19 protein-coding genes and 1 tRNA gene are annotated in these 15,461 nt (G+C 64.3%); 12 read left to right on the top strand and 8 right to left on the bottom strand.

Translation table 11 applies throughout. The features are described from left to right. Positions 1-72 precede the first annotated feature (72 nt). Complete coding sequence (locus tag GM909_RS19170) at positions 73-966, top strand: NAD-dependent epimerase/dehydratase family protein (protein ID WP_157018814.1); 894 nt, start codon at positions 73-75, stop codon at positions 964-966. Between the two features lie 242 nt (positions 967-1,208). Here the strand turns inward: GM909_RS19170 and GM909_RS19165 are convergent. Then, positions 1,209-1,293, bottom strand: a tRNA-Leu gene (locus GM909_RS19165). A 159-nt stretch (positions 1,294-1,452) separates the two neighbouring features. Here GM909_RS19165 and GM909_RS19160 point away from each other — a divergent pair. Further along, the gene (locus GM909_RS19160; RefSeq protein ID WP_157018812.1) at positions 1,453-2,034 is read left to right on the top strand and encodes a YqaA family protein; all 582 of its coding nucleotides are present in this window, start codon (positions 1,453-1,455) and stop codon (positions 2,032-2,034) included. 9 nt (positions 2,035-2,043) lie between these two features. Next, positions 2,044-2,562, top strand: coding sequence for a disulfide bond formation protein B (locus tag GM909_RS19155; protein ID WP_157018810.1), 519 nt, complete (start codon positions 2,044-2,046; stop codon positions 2,560-2,562). Between the two features lie 13 nt (positions 2,563-2,575). Here the strand turns inward: GM909_RS19155 and GM909_RS19150 are convergent, their stop codons facing one another. Both GM909_RS19150 and GM909_RS19145 read right to left on the bottom strand, forming a co-directional pair. Then, positions 2,576-3,133 (bottom strand): HNH endonuclease, encoded by a 558-nt coding sequence (locus GM909_RS19150; RefSeq protein WP_157018859.1) that lies wholly within the window; start codon positions 3,131-3,133, stop codon positions 2,576-2,578. Between the two features lie 141 nt (positions 3,134-3,274). Next, positions 3,275-3,919, bottom strand: coding sequence for a DNA-3-methyladenine glycosylase family protein (locus GM909_RS19145; protein WP_157018808.1), 645 nt, complete (start codon positions 3,917-3,919; stop codon positions 3,275-3,277). A gap of 72 nt (positions 3,920-3,991) precedes the next feature. Between GM909_RS19145 and gluQRS the strand changes: the two genes are divergently transcribed. Further along, a complete protein-coding gene (gluQRS, locus tag GM909_RS19140) occupies positions 3,992-4,873 on the top strand; it encodes a tRNA glutamyl-Q(34) synthetase GluQRS (protein ID WP_157018806.1) in 882 nt (293 codons plus the stop codon). Between the two features lie 93 nt (positions 4,874-4,966). On the opposite strand, the gene GM909_RS19135 is transcribed toward gluQRS, so the two are convergent. Further along, positions 4,967-5,254, bottom strand: a complete 288-nt coding sequence (locus GM909_RS19135) for a hypothetical protein (protein WP_157018804.1) — start codon at positions 5,252-5,254, stop codon at positions 4,967-4,969. Between the two features lie 131 nt (positions 5,255-5,385). Between GM909_RS19135 and GM909_RS19130 the strand changes: the two genes are divergently transcribed. Then, complete coding sequence (locus GM909_RS19130; protein ID WP_157018802.1) at positions 5,386-6,276, top strand: DMT family transporter; 891 nt, start codon at positions 5,386-5,388, stop codon at positions 6,274-6,276. Here GM909_RS19130 and GM909_RS19125 read toward each other — a convergent pair. Further along, positions 6,243-7,112 (bottom strand): YihY/virulence factor BrkB family protein, encoded by an 870-nt coding sequence (locus GM909_RS19125; RefSeq protein ID WP_157018800.1) that lies wholly within the window; start codon positions 7,110-7,112, stop codon positions 6,243-6,245. The genes GM909_RS19130 and GM909_RS19125 overlap by 34 nt on opposite strands. Before the next feature lie 63 nt (positions 7,113-7,175). Here GM909_RS19125 and GM909_RS19120 point away from each other — a divergent pair, with 63 nt between their 5' ends. From GM909_RS19120 to GM909_RS19090, 7 genes are all read left to right on the top strand, one after another. Next, positions 7,176-8,012 carry an SDR family oxidoreductase gene (locus GM909_RS19120; RefSeq protein ID WP_157018798.1) on the top strand — a complete coding sequence of 279 codons (837 nt, stop codon included), beginning with the start codon at positions 7,176-7,178 and terminating at the stop codon, positions 8,010-8,012. Positions 8,013-8,066: 54 nt separating this feature from the next. After that, on the top strand, positions 8,067-8,270 hold the full coding sequence (locus GM909_RS19115; protein WP_157018796.1) for a twin transmembrane helix small protein: 204 nt from the start codon (positions 8,067-8,069) through the stop codon (positions 8,268-8,270). A gap of 26 nt (positions 8,271-8,296) precedes the next feature. Next, a complete protein-coding gene (locus GM909_RS19110; RefSeq protein ID WP_157018794.1) occupies positions 8,297-8,878 on the top strand; it encodes a cob(I)yrinic acid a,c-diamide adenosyltransferase in 582 nt (193 codons plus the stop codon). Between the two features lie 19 nt (positions 8,879-8,897). Then, on the top strand, positions 8,898-9,632 hold the full coding sequence (locus tag GM909_RS19105; protein WP_157018792.1) for a rhomboid family intramembrane serine protease: 735 nt from the start codon (positions 8,898-8,900) through the stop codon (positions 9,630-9,632). A 269-nt stretch (positions 9,633-9,901) separates the two neighbouring features. Next, positions 9,902-10,651: an electron transfer flavoprotein subunit beta/FixA family protein gene (locus tag GM909_RS19100; RefSeq protein ID WP_157018790.1), complete on the top strand. Its 750-nt coding sequence runs from the start codon at positions 9,902-9,904 to the stop codon at positions 10,649-10,651. Between the two features lie 77 nt (positions 10,652-10,728). Further along, complete coding sequence (locus tag GM909_RS19095; RefSeq protein ID WP_157018788.1) at positions 10,729-11,658, top strand: electron transfer flavoprotein subunit alpha/FixB family protein; 930 nt, start codon at positions 10,729-10,731, stop codon at positions 11,656-11,658. Between the two features lie 111 nt (positions 11,659-11,769). Next, on the top strand, positions 11,770-12,645 hold the full coding sequence (locus GM909_RS19090) for a 3-hydroxybutyryl-CoA dehydrogenase (RefSeq protein ID WP_157018786.1): 876 nt from the start codon (positions 11,770-11,772) through the stop codon (positions 12,643-12,645). A gap of 113 nt (positions 12,646-12,758) precedes the next feature. Here GM909_RS19090 and GM909_RS19085 read toward each other — a convergent pair whose 3' ends face one another. From GM909_RS19085 to GM909_RS19075, 3 genes are all read right to left on the bottom strand, one after another. After that, complete coding sequence (locus GM909_RS19085) at positions 12,759-13,550, bottom strand: GGDEF domain-containing protein (RefSeq protein ID WP_157018784.1); 792 nt, start codon at positions 13,548-13,550, stop codon at positions 12,759-12,761. 91 nt (positions 13,551-13,641) lie between these two features. Then, the gene (gene pncB, locus GM909_RS19080) at positions 13,642-14,952 is read right to left on the bottom strand and encodes a nicotinate phosphoribosyltransferase (RefSeq protein ID WP_157018782.1); all 1,311 of its coding nucleotides are present in this window, start codon (positions 14,950-14,952) and stop codon (positions 13,642-13,644) included. A 129-nt stretch (positions 14,953-15,081) separates the two neighbouring features. Continuing rightward, entirely contained in the window at positions 15,082-15,444 is a 363-nt protein-coding gene (locus tag GM909_RS19075) for a response regulator (RefSeq protein ID WP_157018779.1), read from the bottom strand. Between the last annotated feature and the right edge of the window lie 17 nt (positions 15,445-15,461).

The raw sequence follows: 15,461 nt of genomic DNA, 5'->3' as shown, positions 1-15,461 counted from the left end.
GGCGATGTGGTTCATTCCGCGCGGATTCGCGGCGGGCACCCGCCCGCCAAAAAAAAATACGGAGAGGAGCCCATGTCCAAGCGCATCGTGTTCACCGGCGGTTCCGGCAAGGCCGGCCGCCATGTCGTGCCGTGGCTGAAGGACAAGGGCCACACGATCCTCAACCTCGACCTGAAGCCGCTCGACTGCCCCGGCGTCAACACGCTGGTCACCGATCTCACCGACAGCGGCCAGGTGTTCAACGCCCTGTCGATGCATTTCGGCTTCGAGGGGCTGGAGACCGGCAAAGGCCCGGCCGCCGTCGACGCGGTGGTCCATTTCGCCGCCGTGCCACGCATCCTGATCCATCCCGACAACGAGACCTTTCGCGTCAATGCGCTGAGCACCTACAACGTCATCGAGGCGGCGACCAAGCTCGGCATCAACAAGGTCGTCATCGCCTCCAGCGAGACGACCTATGGCGTGTGCTTTGCCGAGGGCGACAAGGATTACCACCAGTTCCCGCTGGAAGAGGATTACGATGTCGACCCGATGGACAGCTACGGACTTTCCAAGGTGGTCAACGAGAAGACCGCCCGTGCCTTTGCCGCACGCACCGGCGCCGACATCTATGCGCTGCGCATCGGCAATGTGATCGAGCCGCACGAATATGACCTGTTTCCCGCCTTCCTGGCCGATCCGATGTCGCGCAAGCGCAATGCCTGGAGCTATGTCGATGCGCGCGATCTCGCCCAGATCGTGCATCTGTGCCTTGAAAAGGACGGTCTCGGCTTCCAGGTCTTCAATGCCGTCAACGACACGATCACCGCCAATGAGCCGACCGAGACGTTCCTGAAGCGCTGGTGCCCGAACACGCCGATCACCCGGCCTATGGGCGAATACGAGGCGCCGCTTTCCAACCGCAAGGCGCGCGAAGTCCTTGGCTTCAAGGAGGAGCACGACTGGCGCAAATATGTCGCGACCTGAGGATCGCCGGCGATGCATGCAAGGCGCTCTTCTTGAGCGAAGGCTAGGTTCATCAAGGCCGCGACCGCGGCCCGGGCTATGACCCGCCCCCGCGGAGACGGTGAGCACACCGAATTCGTCGTGAGCGAAGGCCAGGGTGCGCGGCGAGACCGCAAACCGCATCAAGGCCGCGACCGCGGCCCGGGCTATGGCCCGCCCCCGCGGAGACGGTGAGCGCAGCGAATTCGTCGTGAGCGAAGAAATGGTGCCCCTGGCCGGGATCGAACCAGCACTCCTTGCGGAACTCGATTTTGAGTCGAGCGCGTCTACCAATTCCGCCACAGGGGCTCGCGGGCACGATTGCCCGAGCGGGTCGGGACTATACGGCGAAGCGGCATCGCGTCAACTGTCGGCGCGGCGATTTCATGCGACGATCGGGATTGTGCTTGGGCCGCGTTCCGGATTAGACGAGAACCTGTCGCTCGTTCTATCCCGGAACCATCTCTCATGCTTCGACGGCTCTACGACTGGACAATGTCGCTTGCGGCGACACGCCACGCTGAAAAGGGGCTTGCCGGCGTATCCTTCGTCGAAAGCTCGGTCTTTCCGATCCCGCCCGACGTGCTGCTCATTCCCATGGTGCTGGCCGAGCCCAAGCGCTGGATGCGCTATGCCTTCATCTGCACCCTGGCCTCCATTCTCGGCGCGCTCCTCGGCTATGTCATCGGCGCATATCTATACGAAACCGTCGGCCGACCGATCCTCGCCTTCTATGGCAAGGAGCACGCCTTCGAGCAGATCGCCGAATGGTACAACCGCTGGGGCGGCTGGGGCGTCCTGTTTGCCGCCGTCACGCCCTTTCCCTACAAGGTGCTGACCATCTTTTCCGGCGCCACGGGGCTCAATCTCGGCGTCTTCGTGCTGGTTTCGGTCATCGGGCGGGGTTTGCGTTTCTTCCTCGTCGCCTGGCTGCTCTATCGCTTCGGGGAACCCATCCGCCACTTCATCGAAAAGAATCTGGGCCTTCTTTTCACCCTATTCATGGTGCTGCTCATCGGCGGTTTCGTCGCCGTCCGATATGTGTTTTGAGGAATGCCAATGACGCTTGCCAAAGCCACCGGACCCATCCAGACGATCGGCGCAGGCATTCTGGCGCTCGGCATGGCGGCGACGGTCGGCATCGCGCTCGGCTTTCAGCACATTGGCGGCTACATTCCCTGCAAGCTGTGCCTCGAACAGCGCCTGCCCTATTATATCGGCGTGCCGCTGATGGCCTTGGCCTTCTTCTCCTCTAGTCTGCGCCTGCCCGGCGTCGTGACGCGCGGCCTGCTTCTTGCCGGCGGCCTTTTGATGACCTGGGGGCTTTATCTCGGCGCCTATCATTCGGGCGTCGAATGGGGCTGGTGGCCGGGCCCGACCGATTGCGGTGTCGTCGCCGCGCCGCAAGGCGGCGGGGCCGGCGGCGTGCTCGATTCGCTCAACACGGTCATCCCGCCGGCCTGCGACGAGGCGGCCGGGCGCTTCCTCGGCCTGTCCTTTGCCGGCTGGAATGTGGTGGCGAGCCTGATCCTGGCCGCGATCGCCTATCGCGCCGCCTTCGCCCCCGCGAAGCGATAAGGATTGCTTGGCCTTACGGCTCCAGCTCGACGTCCCAATAGAGAAAGTCCATCCAGCTATCGTGCAGATAGTTCGGCGGGAACAGGCGGCCATTGTTGTGCAGGTCGTGCACGCTCGGCTGGTAGGGCTTTTGATGCGGCCACATCCTGGCCTTGGCCGGCATCATGCCGCCCTTCTTCAGATTGCACGGCGAGCAGGCCGCCACGACATTCTCCCAGGTCGTGGCGCCGCCGCAGCGGCGCGGAACCACGTGGTCGAAGGTCAGGTCTTCATGCGTGCCGCAATACTGGCACTGGAACCGGTCGCGCAGGAAGACGTTGAAGCGCGTGAACGCCGGGTGACGCGACGGTTTCACATAGGCCTTCAGGCAAACGACGCTGGGAACGCGCATGGAAAAGGAGGGCGAGGAGACGGCGTGCTCGTACTCGGCGACGATGTTGACCCGCTCCAGAAACACCGCCTTGATGGCGTCCTGCCAGGACCAGAGCGACAACGGATAGTAGCTGAGCGGCCTGTAATCGGCGTTCAGCACCAAGGCTGGCAGACTATCCGGCGAGACGGCGAGCGTCACTTCCATCGACTCCTTTTGCGAGAGATCCGAACGGCGCGGATAGTGTAAGCGACAGATGTCAGGAATGTGAAGCTGCCAATAGGGTGCAAATGATGGCCAAACACCGTCTCTCGCGAAGAATTGTGCGCTTTTCGCACCAGATCAGGCGGCCGGCGCTGCTTCACGACCCTTCATTTCGCGATAATAGGCCCAGAACAGCCGTGCCGCGACACCGCGATTCGGCGCCCATGATTCGGCGATTTCGATGAGCTGGTCCTCGTCCGGACGGCCAGCCAAGCTGAACGCATGGGCGACGGCAGCCTGTAGCGCGATGTCGCGCGCGGGAAAGATGTCCGGATGGCCGGCGGCAAACATCAGATAGATCTCCGCCGTCCAGCGGCCGATGCCGTGAACGGCCGTCAGGGCGATCATGGCTTCCGTCGCGTCGCGATGGCACAGGGCCTCGAGATCCAGTCCCTCCTCCGTGATCGCTGCGGCCAGCGCACGCAGGGTGCGCTGCTTGGGACGCGACAGCCCGGCCAGCCGAAAAAGCGCGTCGTCGGCCGCGTGAATCGTCTCGGGCGTCAGCGGATCGGCCAGTTTCACCAGCCGCGCCAGGATGGCGTCGGCGCTGGCCCGCGAGACCTGTTGCGAGACGATAATGGAAACCAGGCTGGCAAATCCGGGCTCGGTGCGCCTCAGCGGCACATCGCCGGCGGCCGCGCGCACGGGCACAAGCCGCGGATCGTCTGCGCACAGCGCATCGAGGCCGGCAATGACATCCGCGATCGTCTCTATGCGCTGCATGGGCTTTTCCTCGTGAGCGGCGCAAAGTAGCAATCGGACCATGAGTTCTTCAACCAGCGGCAGCGCACATTCATGACACGTCCCATATTCCGATTCGCGCCCAGCCCGAACGGCCGGCTGCATCTGGGGCACGCCTATTCGGCGCTCGTCAATCAGGATTTGGCGGAAGCCGTCGATGGCCGCATGCTGCTGCGCATCGAGGATATCGACACGGCGCGCTGCCTGCCCGAATTCGAGCGCGGCCTCATGGAGGACCTCGCCTGGCTCGGGCTCGCCTGGGAAGAGCCGGTGCGCCGGCAATCCGATCATTTCGACGACTACCGCGCCGCATTGGAGCGTCTGATTGCGGAAGACATCATCTACCCCGCCTTCATGAGCCGCAGCGAGATGCGCGCCCATGTCGCCGAGAGCGAATCGGCCGGCATGCCCTGGCCGCGCGACCCCGACGGCGCGCCGCTCTATCCCGACATCGACCGCAATCTGCCGGCCTTGCAGCGCAAGGCGCGCATGGAGGCCGGCGAGCCCTTTTCCTGGCGGCTCGACATGCAGGCCGCGCTGGCGGCCGTTTCCGGCCGCGCCCTCGATTGGCAGGAACTGGGCAGCGGACCGGACGGCGAGACCGGGTGCATCGAGGCCGACCCGGCACGATGGGGCGACATCGTGCTGGCGCGCAAGGACACGCCGGCGAGCTACGCGCTTTGCGTCACGGTGGACGATGCCATCCAGGGCGTCACCCATGTCGTGCGCGGCCGCGACCTGTTTCACGCCACCTCGGTCCAGCGCCTGCTGCAGGAACTCATCGGCCTGCCCGCGCCGGTCTATACCCATCACGATCTGATCGTCGGGCCGGACGGGCGCAAGCTATCCAAGAGCGCCGGCGACACCGCCCTCGCCGCCCTGCGCGCGGCCGGCATGACGCCGCGCGACATCCGCCGCATGGTGGGGCTGGGTTAGGTTCGCGTTCGCATTTGCCCCTCCCCTTCTGCGGCAACGCCGGTTCCTCCCCTGCGAAGCGGGGGAGGCGGCATGCAGATTCAAGGCACAGCGTCAAATCCGCCGCACCACCGCCTTGCCGAGAAGGATGACGGCGAACGCCGCAAGGGCACACGCCATGCCCGCCACCGCACCGTCCTGGATATCGCGAAAACGCATGCCGAAATGGTTGAGGCCATAGAGCCCGCCAAAAAAGCCGCCCGTCATGAGGATCATGCCGCCCACGCCGCCGACGCCATCCTGTCCGATGATGGCGTCAAGCGCGAGCGACAGGATGAACGACAGGATGGCCACGGTCCCCATGGCCATGATGAGCCAGAACACTCCCAGATTTGCGATCATGTCGCGGGCTGCCTCCTGATGGTTGCCGTTGGACGGCACAAAATCTCGTTGTGGACCCTATCGAAAACGTCTTTCCCCCTGCTTATGGCGTTCCGTCATATGCTCGCTGCCAGATTCAGGATTTCTAAACCATGTCTTCCCTCACGCGCGCGGTTCCAGCCGTCTTTGTCCTGCTGTGGGCCACCGGCTTCATCGGTGCGCGCTATGCCATGCCGTGGTCGGAGCCGTTCAGCTTCCTGGCCGTGCGCTTCGCCCTGGCCTTCCTGCTGCTTGCCGTCATCGTCCGGTTCGTCCGGCGCGATCCCGTCAATGTCCGTGCCGCGCTCCATGCCGCGATTGCCGGCATGCTGATGCACGGGGTCTATCTCGGCGGGGTCTTCTGGGCCATCGACAACGGGCTGCCGGCGGGCTTTTCGGCACTGATAGTCGGGCTGCAGCCGATGATCACCGCGCTCATGGCCGGCGCGGCGCTCGGCGAACAGGTCTCCGCACGCCAATGGGCGGGGCTGGCCGTCGGCCTTGCGGGCGTGGCGGCCGTATTGTCGCCTGCGCTGGGCACGATCGGCAGCGGCGTCACGGCCGCGACACTGGCCGCCGGCCTTGTCGCCGTGCTCGCCATGAGCGCCGGCACAATCTGGCAAAAGCGCTTCGTTTCCGGGATCGGCCTGGTCCACGGGACTCTCTATCAATATCTGGGCGCGGCGGTGCTGATGGCGCTCGGCTCCCTCGCCTTCGAGACGCGACAGTACACCTTGACCGGCGAACTCGTCTTCGCCCTTGTCTGGCTGGTGGTGGTGCTTTCGCTCGGCGCCGTCTTCCTGCTCATGTACCTCATCCGTGAGGGCGAGGTCTCAAGGGTCGCCTCCCTCTTCTATCTCGTGCCCGGCACGACGGCGGTCATGGCCTGGCTGCTGTTCGGCGAACGGCTCGGCCCGATCCAGATCGCCGGCATGGCGGCCGCCACACTCGGCGTCGCCCTGGCGACCCGTCAGCGCCCGACGCGCGCCCGCGCGTCGCGGTAGCGCCGGATGGCCGCGTTGAGTTCGCCGCCCATGATGAAGATGACCGAAATGATGTAGAGGAAGACCAGCGCGATCATGATCGAGGCGAGCCCCGCATAGGTCGTCACATAGGTGGAGAACTGGGCGAGATAGGAGGCAAACAGTGCCGCCCCGGCCACCCAGGCGACAAGCGTGAACAGAATGCCCGGCAGCACGTCGACAAACCGTCTCTTTCCCGCCGGCAGCCAGAAATGCACCGCCACCAGGCCGACCACGATGACCATTGACGCGACGGCATAGCGCCACAGCGAGCTGCTGCCGGCGTCGGGATCGATCCATTCGAAATGCTGCCGGGCGATACCGGCGGCCAGCGGCGCGAGCACCAAGAGCAGGCTCATGGCCAGGAACCCCGCCGTTGCGATCAGCACGAAGGCCAGGCTTTGCAGCCGCCGGAAAAGGATCGACCTGTCCTCGATGACGCGGTAGGCACGGTTGAGCGACACGCGCAGCGCCTCGATGCCGTTGGAGGCGAAAATGGCGGCCAGGACGACGCCGAAGGTCAGGACATCGCCGCGCTGCACGGTCAGCACATTGACCACCTCGCGCGCGATCGGCTCGGCGATCTGTTCCGGCCAGGTGTCGAAGACGAGATGCACGGCCGTGTCGGCGAAGGCCTGGGCGCCGAGATAGCTGGCAAGCGTCGTGGCGAAGATGAGGAAGGGAAACAGGGCCATCAGCGCCGACAGTGCGAGATGGCTGGCCATCGCCCAGCCGTCGTCGACGTTGAAATGGCCCAGCGCATCGCCGAGCACGCGTTTGACAGCGACATAACTGCGCAATGCGGCCTTTCCTCCCATTGTTTACCCGATCCGAATATGTGAACGGGACAGGGGCCAATAGCAACCGGGCGACAGGAACGCGTGGACAAGCACAACAGAACGATCATCGTCACCGGCGCCTCGTCGGGCATCGGCGCCTATTGCACCCGGGCCTTGAAAGCGAACGGCTGGCGCGTCTTCGCCACGGCCCGCAAGCCGGAAGACCTGGCGCGCCTCGAAGCCGACGGCATCGAGGCGTTCTATCTCGATTATTGCGATGCGGCCTCCATCGCGGCGCTCGTCGAGACGATGCTCGAGCGCACCGGCGGCACGCTCGACGCTCTGTTCAACAACGGCGCCCATGCCCAGGCCGGCGCGGTCGAGGATCTGCCAATGCAGGCGCTGCGCGACCAGTTCGAGGTCAATTTCTTCGGCTGGCACGACCTGACGCGGCGCATCGTGCCGGTCATGCGCCGCCAGGGCCACGGCCGCATCGTCCACTGCTCGTCGATCCTCGGCCTCGTCCCGGTCAAGTGGCGCGGCGCCTATGCGGCGTCCAAACATGCGCTGGAAGGGCTGATGCTGTGCCTGCGCGCCGAGCTGGAGGGAACAGGCACCCATGTCAGCCTGATCGAGCCCGGCCCCATCGAATCGAAGATGGCGGCCAACGGGCTTCAATGGTTCGAGAAATATATCGACGTCGACAACTCGCCGCATCGCGAGGCCTATCAACGCCAGCTCGAGCGCCTGCGTGCCGGCGGCACGAAATCGCGCTTCAAGCTCAAGCCCGACGCAGTGTGGAGCGAACTGCGCCACGCGCTGGACTCGCCGCGCCCGCGGCCCCACTATGTGGTGACAACGCCGGCCCGCACGGGCGTGCTTTTGAAACGGCTGCTGCCGGCCTCCTGGCTCTACCGCATCCTGGCCAGCCAGGCGTAATGCCCAAACCGGGCCGATGGCGCCGACCGGCCCCTGCCCATCCTCGGAGACCCCATGTCCACCATCTTCAATTTCATCGCCATCATATTCATGGCCGCCGTGGTGTTCGTTCTCGGACGCGGACTGGTGAACCTGATGCGCGGCGGCTCAGGCAGCACGTCCAACAAGCTGATGCAGGCGCGGGTGGTTCTCCAGTTCATCGCCCTGATATTCATCCTGCTGGCGCTCTACTTCAGCCGTGGCGGCACGCCCGGCTGATCGCGGATCGGGAGGAGGGCAAGTCCATGGTCAAGCTCAACAAGATCTACACGCGCACCGGCGACGACGGCACGACCGGGCTCGGCACCGGCGCGCGCGTGGCGAAGTCCGATCTGCGCGTTGCCGCCTTCGGCACGGTCGACGAGGCCAATGCCTGCATCGGCATGGCGAGGCTGCACACGGGACGCGACCATCCCGGCCTCGACGCGATCCTGGCCCGGATCCAGAACGATCTGTTCGATCTCGGTGCCGATCTCGCCACGCCCGATGACGGACGGACGCTGAAATACGAGCCGTTGCGCGTGGTGGTCTCGCAGGTCGAGCGCCTCGAGACCGACATAGACAGCCTGAACGCAAGCCTCGATCCGCTGCGCTCCTTCGTCCTGCCGGGCGGCTCGCCGGCGGCGGCGGCCCTGCATCTGGCGCGCACCGTGGCGCGGCGCGCCGAACGGCTCATCAGCGAGCTCGCCACGCGACCGGGCGAGCAGGTCGGCGCCGAGGCGCTGAAATACATCAACCGCGTGTCCGACCTGCTCTTCGTTGCCGCGCGCGTGGTCAATGACAACGGAAAAGCCGACGTGCTATGGGTTCCCGGTCAGAATCGCTGATTTCGGGAAAGCTTCAGGCATGTTCATTCCGCTGCACGACGCGAACACGCTGAAGCATATCAAGCTGCAATATGTCACCATCGGCCTGATCGCCGCCAATGTGCTGGTCTATGCGCTGACGGCGTTCGGTTCCGAAGCGACGGTGATGGCCACGGTCTACGGGCTCGGCTACGTGCCGGCCGTCGTCAACGACGTCGCCGAACTGCCGCCCAACCTCGTCTTCCTCCCGGAAGACTTCACCTACATCACCTATTCCTTCCTGCATGCCGACCTGTTCCACCTTGGCGGCAACATGCTGTTTCTTTGGGTGTTCGGCGACAATGTCGAAGATGCCATGGGGCATGTCCGCTATCTGATCTTCTATCTGCTGTGCGCCGCGGCCGGGGCCTGGTTTCACGGCCTGCTCGCACCGTCCTCCGAAATTCCGCTGATCGGCGCGTCCGGCGCGGTCGCCGGCATCGTCGCCGCCTATCTGATGCTGCATCCGCGGGTGAAGGTCTGGGTGCTTGCCTTCGGCCGCATCCCGCTGCGCATCCCCGCCTTCATTCCGCTGGCGTTATGGATCGCCTTCCAGCTCGTCATGCTGGCCGTCGGCGGCGAGGATGAGGTTTCCTGGTCGACGCATGTCGGCGGGATATTGGCCGGTGCTGTTCTGGTGCTGTTTTTCCGCCGGCGCGGCGTGCCGCTGTTCGACCGGGCGGTCGTTACACCCAGGGCCGTGATGACCGTCCCGCGCATCCCGGCCTCGCGCTGAGGCGGACCGGTTCCCGCTGCACAAGGCGTTATTGACGTGCACGTCAATCGCCACTAGAACATGTCCCGCTCAAACGGTGACGTTTGAGCGAAAGGTACATGTTCCAGCATATTGATCTGGCGCGCCGCGTTTCGGGAGGTCCCTGCAGGCTGGCGCAAGACTGCACGGCGACCGAATTTCCGGCCCTCAATGTCGGCTTCGGACTAGCCCCGGCGCCCCAGCCGATGCTAAACGCGGCACAATTGTTCCATCTAGAGAGGTTGAAGCGCATGAAAGTCCTCGTACCGGTCAAGCGGGTCGTCGATTTCAACGTCAAGATCCGGGTCAAGCCGGACGGCTCGGGTGTCGAGCTGGCGAATGTGAAGATGTCGATGAACCCGTTCGACGAAATCTCCGTCGAGGAGGCCATCCGGTTGAAGGAAGCCGGCACGGTGAGCGAGATCGTCGCCGTGTCCATCGGCCCGGCGCAGGCGGCCGAGACGATCCGCACCGCGCTCGCCATGGGCGCCGACCGCGGCATCCTCATCAAGACGGACGATGCGGTCGAGCCGCTGGCCGTGGCCAAGATCCTCAAGGGCGTGGTCGAGGAGGAAAAGCCCGAGCTCGTCATTCTCGGCAAGCAGGCGATCGACGACGATTCCAATCAGACCGGCCAGATGCTGGCCGCGCTGCTCGGCTGGAGCCAGGGCACCTTCGCCTCCAAGGTCGAGCTTGCCGACGGCAAGGCAACCGTCACCCGTGAGGTCGATGGCGGTCTGCAGACGGTCGAGCTCAAGCTGCCGGCGATCGTCACCACCGACCTGCGCCTGAACCAGCCGCGCTACGCCTCGCTGCCCAACATCATGAAGGCCAAGAAGAAGCCGCTCGACGAGAAGGCGCCGGCCGATTTCGGCGTCGACACCGCGCCGCGGCTGAAAGTGCTGAAGACCGAGGAGCCGGGCGGCCGCAAGGCCGGCGTCAAGGTCAAGGACGTGGCTGAACTGGTCGACAAGCTGAAGAACGAAGCCGGCGTGCTCTAGCAATTCCGCTGAGGCCGGCCTGCAACGGCCGGACCGGAATTCAGGCGCGCGATGCGGCAAACGAAGTGAGGAAAAACATGGCCATTCTACTGGTTGCAGAACACGACAACGCTTCCCTTTCCGACCAGACCGCCAAGGCGCTGTCGGCCGCGGCCAAGATCGGCGGCGACGTCGACATCCTGGTTGCCGGCAAGGACGCGAAACCCGCCGCCGAGGCGGCGGCGAAGCTCGCCGGCGTCGGCAAGGTTCTGCTGGCTGAAGCCGACGAGCTGGAGCATCGCCTGGCCGAGCCGACGGCGGCACTGATCGTCTCGCTGGCCGACGGCTACGACACGTTTGTGGCGCCCGCCACCACGATGGGCAAGAACGTCATGCCGCGCGTCGCAGCCCTGCTCGACGTCATGCAGCTCTCCGACATCATCGAGGTGATCGACGCCAAGACCTTCAAACGGCCGATCTATGCCGGCAATGCCATCCAGACCGTGGAAACGAACGACGCCAAGAAGGTGATCACCGTTCGCACCGCTTCCTTCCAGGCGGCCGGCGAAGGCGGCAAGGCAACGGTCGAGACCGTCAAGGCGGCGGACGATCCGGGCCTGTCGAGCTTCGTCGAGAACAAGCTGTCGGAAAGCGACCGGCCGGAGCTGACCTCGGCCAAGATCATCATTTCCGGCGGCCGAGCGCTCGGCTCGGCGGAGAAGTTCCAGGAGGTCATCCTGCCGGTCGCCGACAAGCTCGGCGCGGCGGTCGGCGCCAGCCGCGCGGCGGTCGATGCCGGCTACGCGCCCAACGACTGGCAGGTCGGCCAGACCGGCAAGGTGGTGGCGCCCGAGCTCTATATCGCCTGCGGCATTTCCGGCGCCATCCAGCACCTGGCCGGCATGAAGGATTCCAAGGTCATCGTGGCCATCAACAAGGACGAGGAAGCACCGATCTTCCAGGTCGCCGATTACGGCCTCGTCGCCGACCTGTTCGACGTCCTGCCGGAACTCGAAAAGGCGCTTTGAGGGGCGCCTTCGAGGCAGATCAAATAGCAGGAGCCGGGGTAGACGAAAGCTGCCCCGGCCCCTACTTTGCATCGCGGCACAATCCGGCGCATTAATTCAGGGGCTGTTGCAATGGCAATCGAAACGGTCGGCATCATCGGCGCCGGACAGATGGGCAGCGGCATCGCGCATGTCGCCGCGCTGGCCGGCTACAAGGTTCTCCTGCACGACATCTCCGAAGAGAACATCGAGCACGGCATCGCCACCATCAACGGCAACATGGCGCGCCAGGTGGCCTCGGGAAAGCTCGACGAGAAGGCGCGCACGGATGCGCTGTCGCGCATCACCCCGGCCCCGTCGATCGAGGATCTGGCCAGCGTCGACCTCGCCATCGAGGCGGCGACGGAGGACGAGACGGTCAAGCGCAAGATTTTCGCCCAGCTCTGCCCGGTCTTGAACCCTGAAGCGGTGCTGGCGACCAACACGTCCTCCATCTCGATCACGCGCATGGCCGCCCAGACCGACCGGCCGGAGCGCTTCATCGGCATTCATTTCATGAACCCGGTGCCGGTGATCAAGCTGGTCGAGCTGGTGCGCGGAATCGCCACCGAGGACTCCACTTTCGAAACGGCGCGCGCGTTTGTCACCGATCTCGACAAGACGATCACCGTGGCGGAGGATTTTCCCGCCTTCATCGTCAACCGCATCCTGTTGCCGATGATCAACGAGGCCATCTATACGCTTTATGAAGGCGTCGGCACGGTCGATGCGATCGACACGGCCATGCGGCTCGGCGCGAACCATCCCATGGGTCCGCTGCAGCTTGCCGACTTCATCGGCCTCGACACCTGCCTTTCGATCATGCAGGTGCTCTATGAGGGCCTGGCCGATTCCAAGTACCGCCCCTGCCCGCTCCTGGTGAAATATGTCGAGGCGGGCTGGCTGGGTCGCAAGGCCGGGCGCGGCTTCTACGACTATCGCGGCGAGCATCCCGTTCCCACGCGGTAGTGCGATTTCGGGAGAAGCAGACCGTTTCATTGCGGAAATCGGAGCGTGGCGAAGATTGTCCGGAATCCGTTCTGTGAATGTGCCGCCCGATGCGTGTGGCGAGATCTCCGGCTTCAGTGCAATGCCGCCGTCTGTCCGCCGCCCCGCTGCGCATCGAGATGGACGAACTCGATCCGGTTGCGCCCCGCATTCTTGGCGCAATAGAGCCGCTTGTCGGCGATCCGGAACAACTCCACGAAGCTCAGCTGGTCCTCGAAGCTGACGCCGCCGACACTGACGGTGAGCCGATGCTCCTTGCCTTGCGGACGGAACGCCGCTGTGGCGATCGATTTGCGGATGCGCTCGGCAATCCCCGTGGCGTTGTCCCCGCTGGCGCCGGGCAGGAAGACGCCGAACTCCTCGCCACCCAGGCGTCCGACGAGATCGCCCTGGCGCACAGATCCGCGAATGGCCGATGCGATCACCCGCAGCGCCTCGTCGCCCTGGTCGTGACCATACATGTCGTTGATCGATTTGAAATGGTCGGCATCGATGACCAACAGCGCGCCCTTGACCCGCCGACGATCGCCATTGGCGTGCGAGAGCCGCAGCCCCACTTGCTCGGAAAACGCACCGCGATTGAGACAGGCCGTCAGACTGTCGGTCGCCGCCACGACGCCGAGCCGGCGATTGGCCACGGACAGCTCGTGCAGGCGCAAGGCGAGGAAGAGGAGAACGGGTCCCGCGACGACCAGCGGAAACAGGGCCGACTGCGTGATGCGGTCGGCAAAGCTCGCACTGCCCGCTCCGCGCAGGAAGAATTCGTTCAGCGCCAGCGTTGTCACAAAGCACCACGCCAGACCCAGCATCGTCCAGCGCAGCACGAATGGCCAGTCGATCCTGGCCAAGCCTTTATACCCAGGCATATTCAGAAACCCCTCATGGATTCTGAGACGATGCTAGGCCGGCGGTTTGAACATGCTGTTATGAAAACCGCTCAAATTGTCTCCAACCGGATCACACCTTGACCGGCTGGCGGACGCGGTCCTCCTGGCCGAAGATCCGCAGATAGCGCTTGAGCTCGGCCGGATCGCCGGTCGCCTTTTCAGGGTTGTCGGACAGCTTCACGGCCGGCCGCCCATTGGCTGATGCCACCTTGCAGACGAGCGATATGGCACCGAGCCCGTCTATGTGATCGGGTGCACAGCCCTGAAAATCGTTGGTCAGATTGGTGCCCCAGCCGAAGGCCATGCGCACCCGGCCTTCAAAGTGGTGAAACGTGTTGATGATGGTCTCGACGTCGAGGCCGTCGGAGAAAATGATGAGCTTTTCGCGCGGGTCGCGGCCCTTGCTCTTCCACCACTCGATGATCTTCTCGCCGCCTTCGATTACCGGCGCGCTGTCGGGGCGGAACCCCGTCCAGTCGGCAACCCATTCGGGCGCGTCGCGCAGGAAGGCCGCCGTCCCGAAGGAATCGGGCAGCACGATGAGCAGATTGCCGCCATAGAGCGTGTTCCAGTCCCGCAGCACCTTGTAGGGCGCGCGGCGCAATTCCTCGTCGCTCTCGGCCAGCGCAGCGACCACCATGGGCAGTTCATGAGCGTTCGTGCCCAGGGCCTCGAGATCGGTGTCCATGGCGATCTTGACGTTGGAGGTGCCGGTGAAGGACTGGCCGATACCCTCCTTCAGCGCCTCCACGCACCAGCGCTGCCACAGATGCGAATGACGGCGCCGCGTGCCGAAATCCGAGATGCGTATGTCGGGAACGGTGCGCAGGCGCTCAACCTTCGACCAGACCTTGGCCTTGGCGCGCGCATAAAGAACGTCGAGCGAGAACGGCCCGAGCCCCTTCATGGCGGCGCGCGAGCGCAATTCGTTGACGATCGCCAGCGCCGGGATCTCCCACATTGTGGTGTCGGTCCAGCGGCCGTGGAACTTCAGCTCGTACTGTCCATCACGCTTCGACAGCTCGTATTCGGGGAGACGGAAATTCTCCAGCCAGGCAAGGAACTCCGGATCGAATATCTGCTTGCGGCCGTAAAAGGTGTTGCCGGCGAGCCAGATCATTTCCTTCTTCGACAGGCTGATCGAGCGCGCATGGTCGAGCTGGTCGCGCAGCTCGCCCTCGTCGATCTCGTCGGCAAGGCGTACCGAGGTCGTGCGGTTGATCAGCGAGAAAGTGGCATCCACGTCCGGATAGAGACGCCATATCATCTGCAGCATCAACAGCTTGTAGAAATCCGTATCGAGCAGGCTGCGGATGATCGGATCGAGCTTCCAGGCGTGGTTATGGACTCGACGCGCAATATCGGTGGTGGTTGTCGACATCCGAACCCTTCCTGCGAGCCTTCGCTCCGTTCTTCTTGGAGCGGCTCATGGGTCTACAACATCGCTGCGTAAATCGAAAACCGATTTTCGAGCGTCACCAACGCACGGACGTCATGGACGCCCGTTGCGTCAATTGGCGTATTCAGACACCTTGCTGCGTATCTGCGCCAGTGTGAATGGTTTCTGCACCACATCGACGATGATCCCGTCGAGCTCGGCGGCACGCTCGCGCTGCTCGGCATAGCCGGTCACGAGCATGATCTTCAGATCGGGATAGGTCCGGGCCGCGGCCTTCGCCATGGCAATGCCGTCCATGGCCGGCATGCGAATGTCGGACACGACCAGGTCGTATCTGCCGGATCTGTCGACGATCCGCGCCAGGCCGGCCTCGCCGTCATCGGCGGTTTCGACGACATGGCCGTCGCGCGCCAGGGCGCGGGCGGCAAGGGTACGGACGGGTTCGTCGTCTTCGACTATCAGTATATTGGCCATGAACGCAGAATGCGGTG

It is taken from the genome of Mesorhizobium xinjiangense (assembly GCF_009749525.1).
In the GTDB taxonomy this organism is placed as follows: Bacteria; Pseudomonadota; Alphaproteobacteria; order Rhizobiales; family Rhizobiaceae; genus Mangrovimarina; species Mangrovimarina xinjiangensis.
The sequence above is the reverse complement of the archived record's forward strand: the minus strand, read 5'-3'. Positions and strand labels throughout refer to the sequence as shown.

Excerpts from the sequence above, each read along its gene's own strand:
- GM909_RS19145 (WP_157018808.1), bottom strand. The coding sequence starts at position 3,919 with ATGCAGCGCATAGAGACGATCGCGGATGTCATTGCCGGCCTCGATGCG.
- GM909_RS19085 (WP_157018784.1), bottom strand. The coding sequence starts at position 13,550 with ATGCCTGGGTATAAAGGCTTGGCCAGGATCGACTGGCCATTCGTGCTG.
- gluQRS (WP_157018806.1), top strand. The coding sequence starts at position 3,992 with ATGACACGTCCCATATTCCGATTCGCGCCCAGCCCGAACGGCCGGCTG.
- GM909_RS19115 (WP_157018796.1), top strand. The coding sequence starts at position 8,067 with ATGTCCACCATCTTCAATTTCATCGCCATCATATTCATGGCCGCCGTG.
- GM909_RS19155 (WP_157018810.1), top strand. The coding sequence starts at position 2,044 with ATGACGCTTGCCAAAGCCACCGGACCCATCCAGACGATCGGCGCAGGC.
- GM909_RS19160 (WP_157018812.1), top strand. The coding sequence starts at position 1,453 with ATGCTTCGACGGCTCTACGACTGGACAATGTCGCTTGCGGCGACACGC.
- GM909_RS19170 (WP_157018814.1), top strand. The coding sequence starts at position 73 with ATGTCCAAGCGCATCGTGTTCACCGGCGGTTCCGGCAAGGCCGGCCGC.
- GM909_RS19095 (WP_157018788.1), top strand. The coding sequence starts at position 10,729 with ATGGCCATTCTACTGGTTGCAGAACACGACAACGCTTCCCTTTCCGAC.
- GM909_RS19075 (WP_157018779.1), bottom strand. The coding sequence starts at position 15,444 with ATGGCCAATATACTGATAGTCGAAGACGACGAACCCGTCCGTACCCTT.
- GM909_RS19125 (WP_157018800.1), bottom strand. The coding sequence starts at position 7,112 with ATGGGAGGAAAGGCCGCATTGCGCAGTTATGTCGCTGTCAAACGCGTG.
- GM909_RS19105 (WP_157018792.1), top strand. The coding sequence starts at position 8,898 with ATGTTCATTCCGCTGCACGACGCGAACACGCTGAAGCATATCAAGCTG.
- GM909_RS19110 (WP_157018794.1), top strand. The coding sequence starts at position 8,297 with ATGGTCAAGCTCAACAAGATCTACACGCGCACCGGCGACGACGGCACG.
- pncB (WP_157018782.1), bottom strand. The coding sequence starts at position 14,952 with ATGTCGACAACCACCACCGATATTGCGCGTCGAGTCCATAACCACGCC.
- GM909_RS19090 (WP_157018786.1), top strand. The coding sequence starts at position 11,770 with ATGGCAATCGAAACGGTCGGCATCATCGGCGCCGGACAGATGGGCAGC.
- GM909_RS19135 (WP_157018804.1), bottom strand. The coding sequence starts at position 5,254 with ATGATCGCAAATCTGGGAGTGTTCTGGCTCATCATGGCCATGGGGACC.
- GM909_RS19130 (WP_157018802.1), top strand. The coding sequence starts at position 5,386 with ATGTCTTCCCTCACGCGCGCGGTTCCAGCCGTCTTTGTCCTGCTGTGG.
- GM909_RS19100 (WP_157018790.1), top strand. The coding sequence starts at position 9,902 with ATGAAAGTCCTCGTACCGGTCAAGCGGGTCGTCGATTTCAACGTCAAG.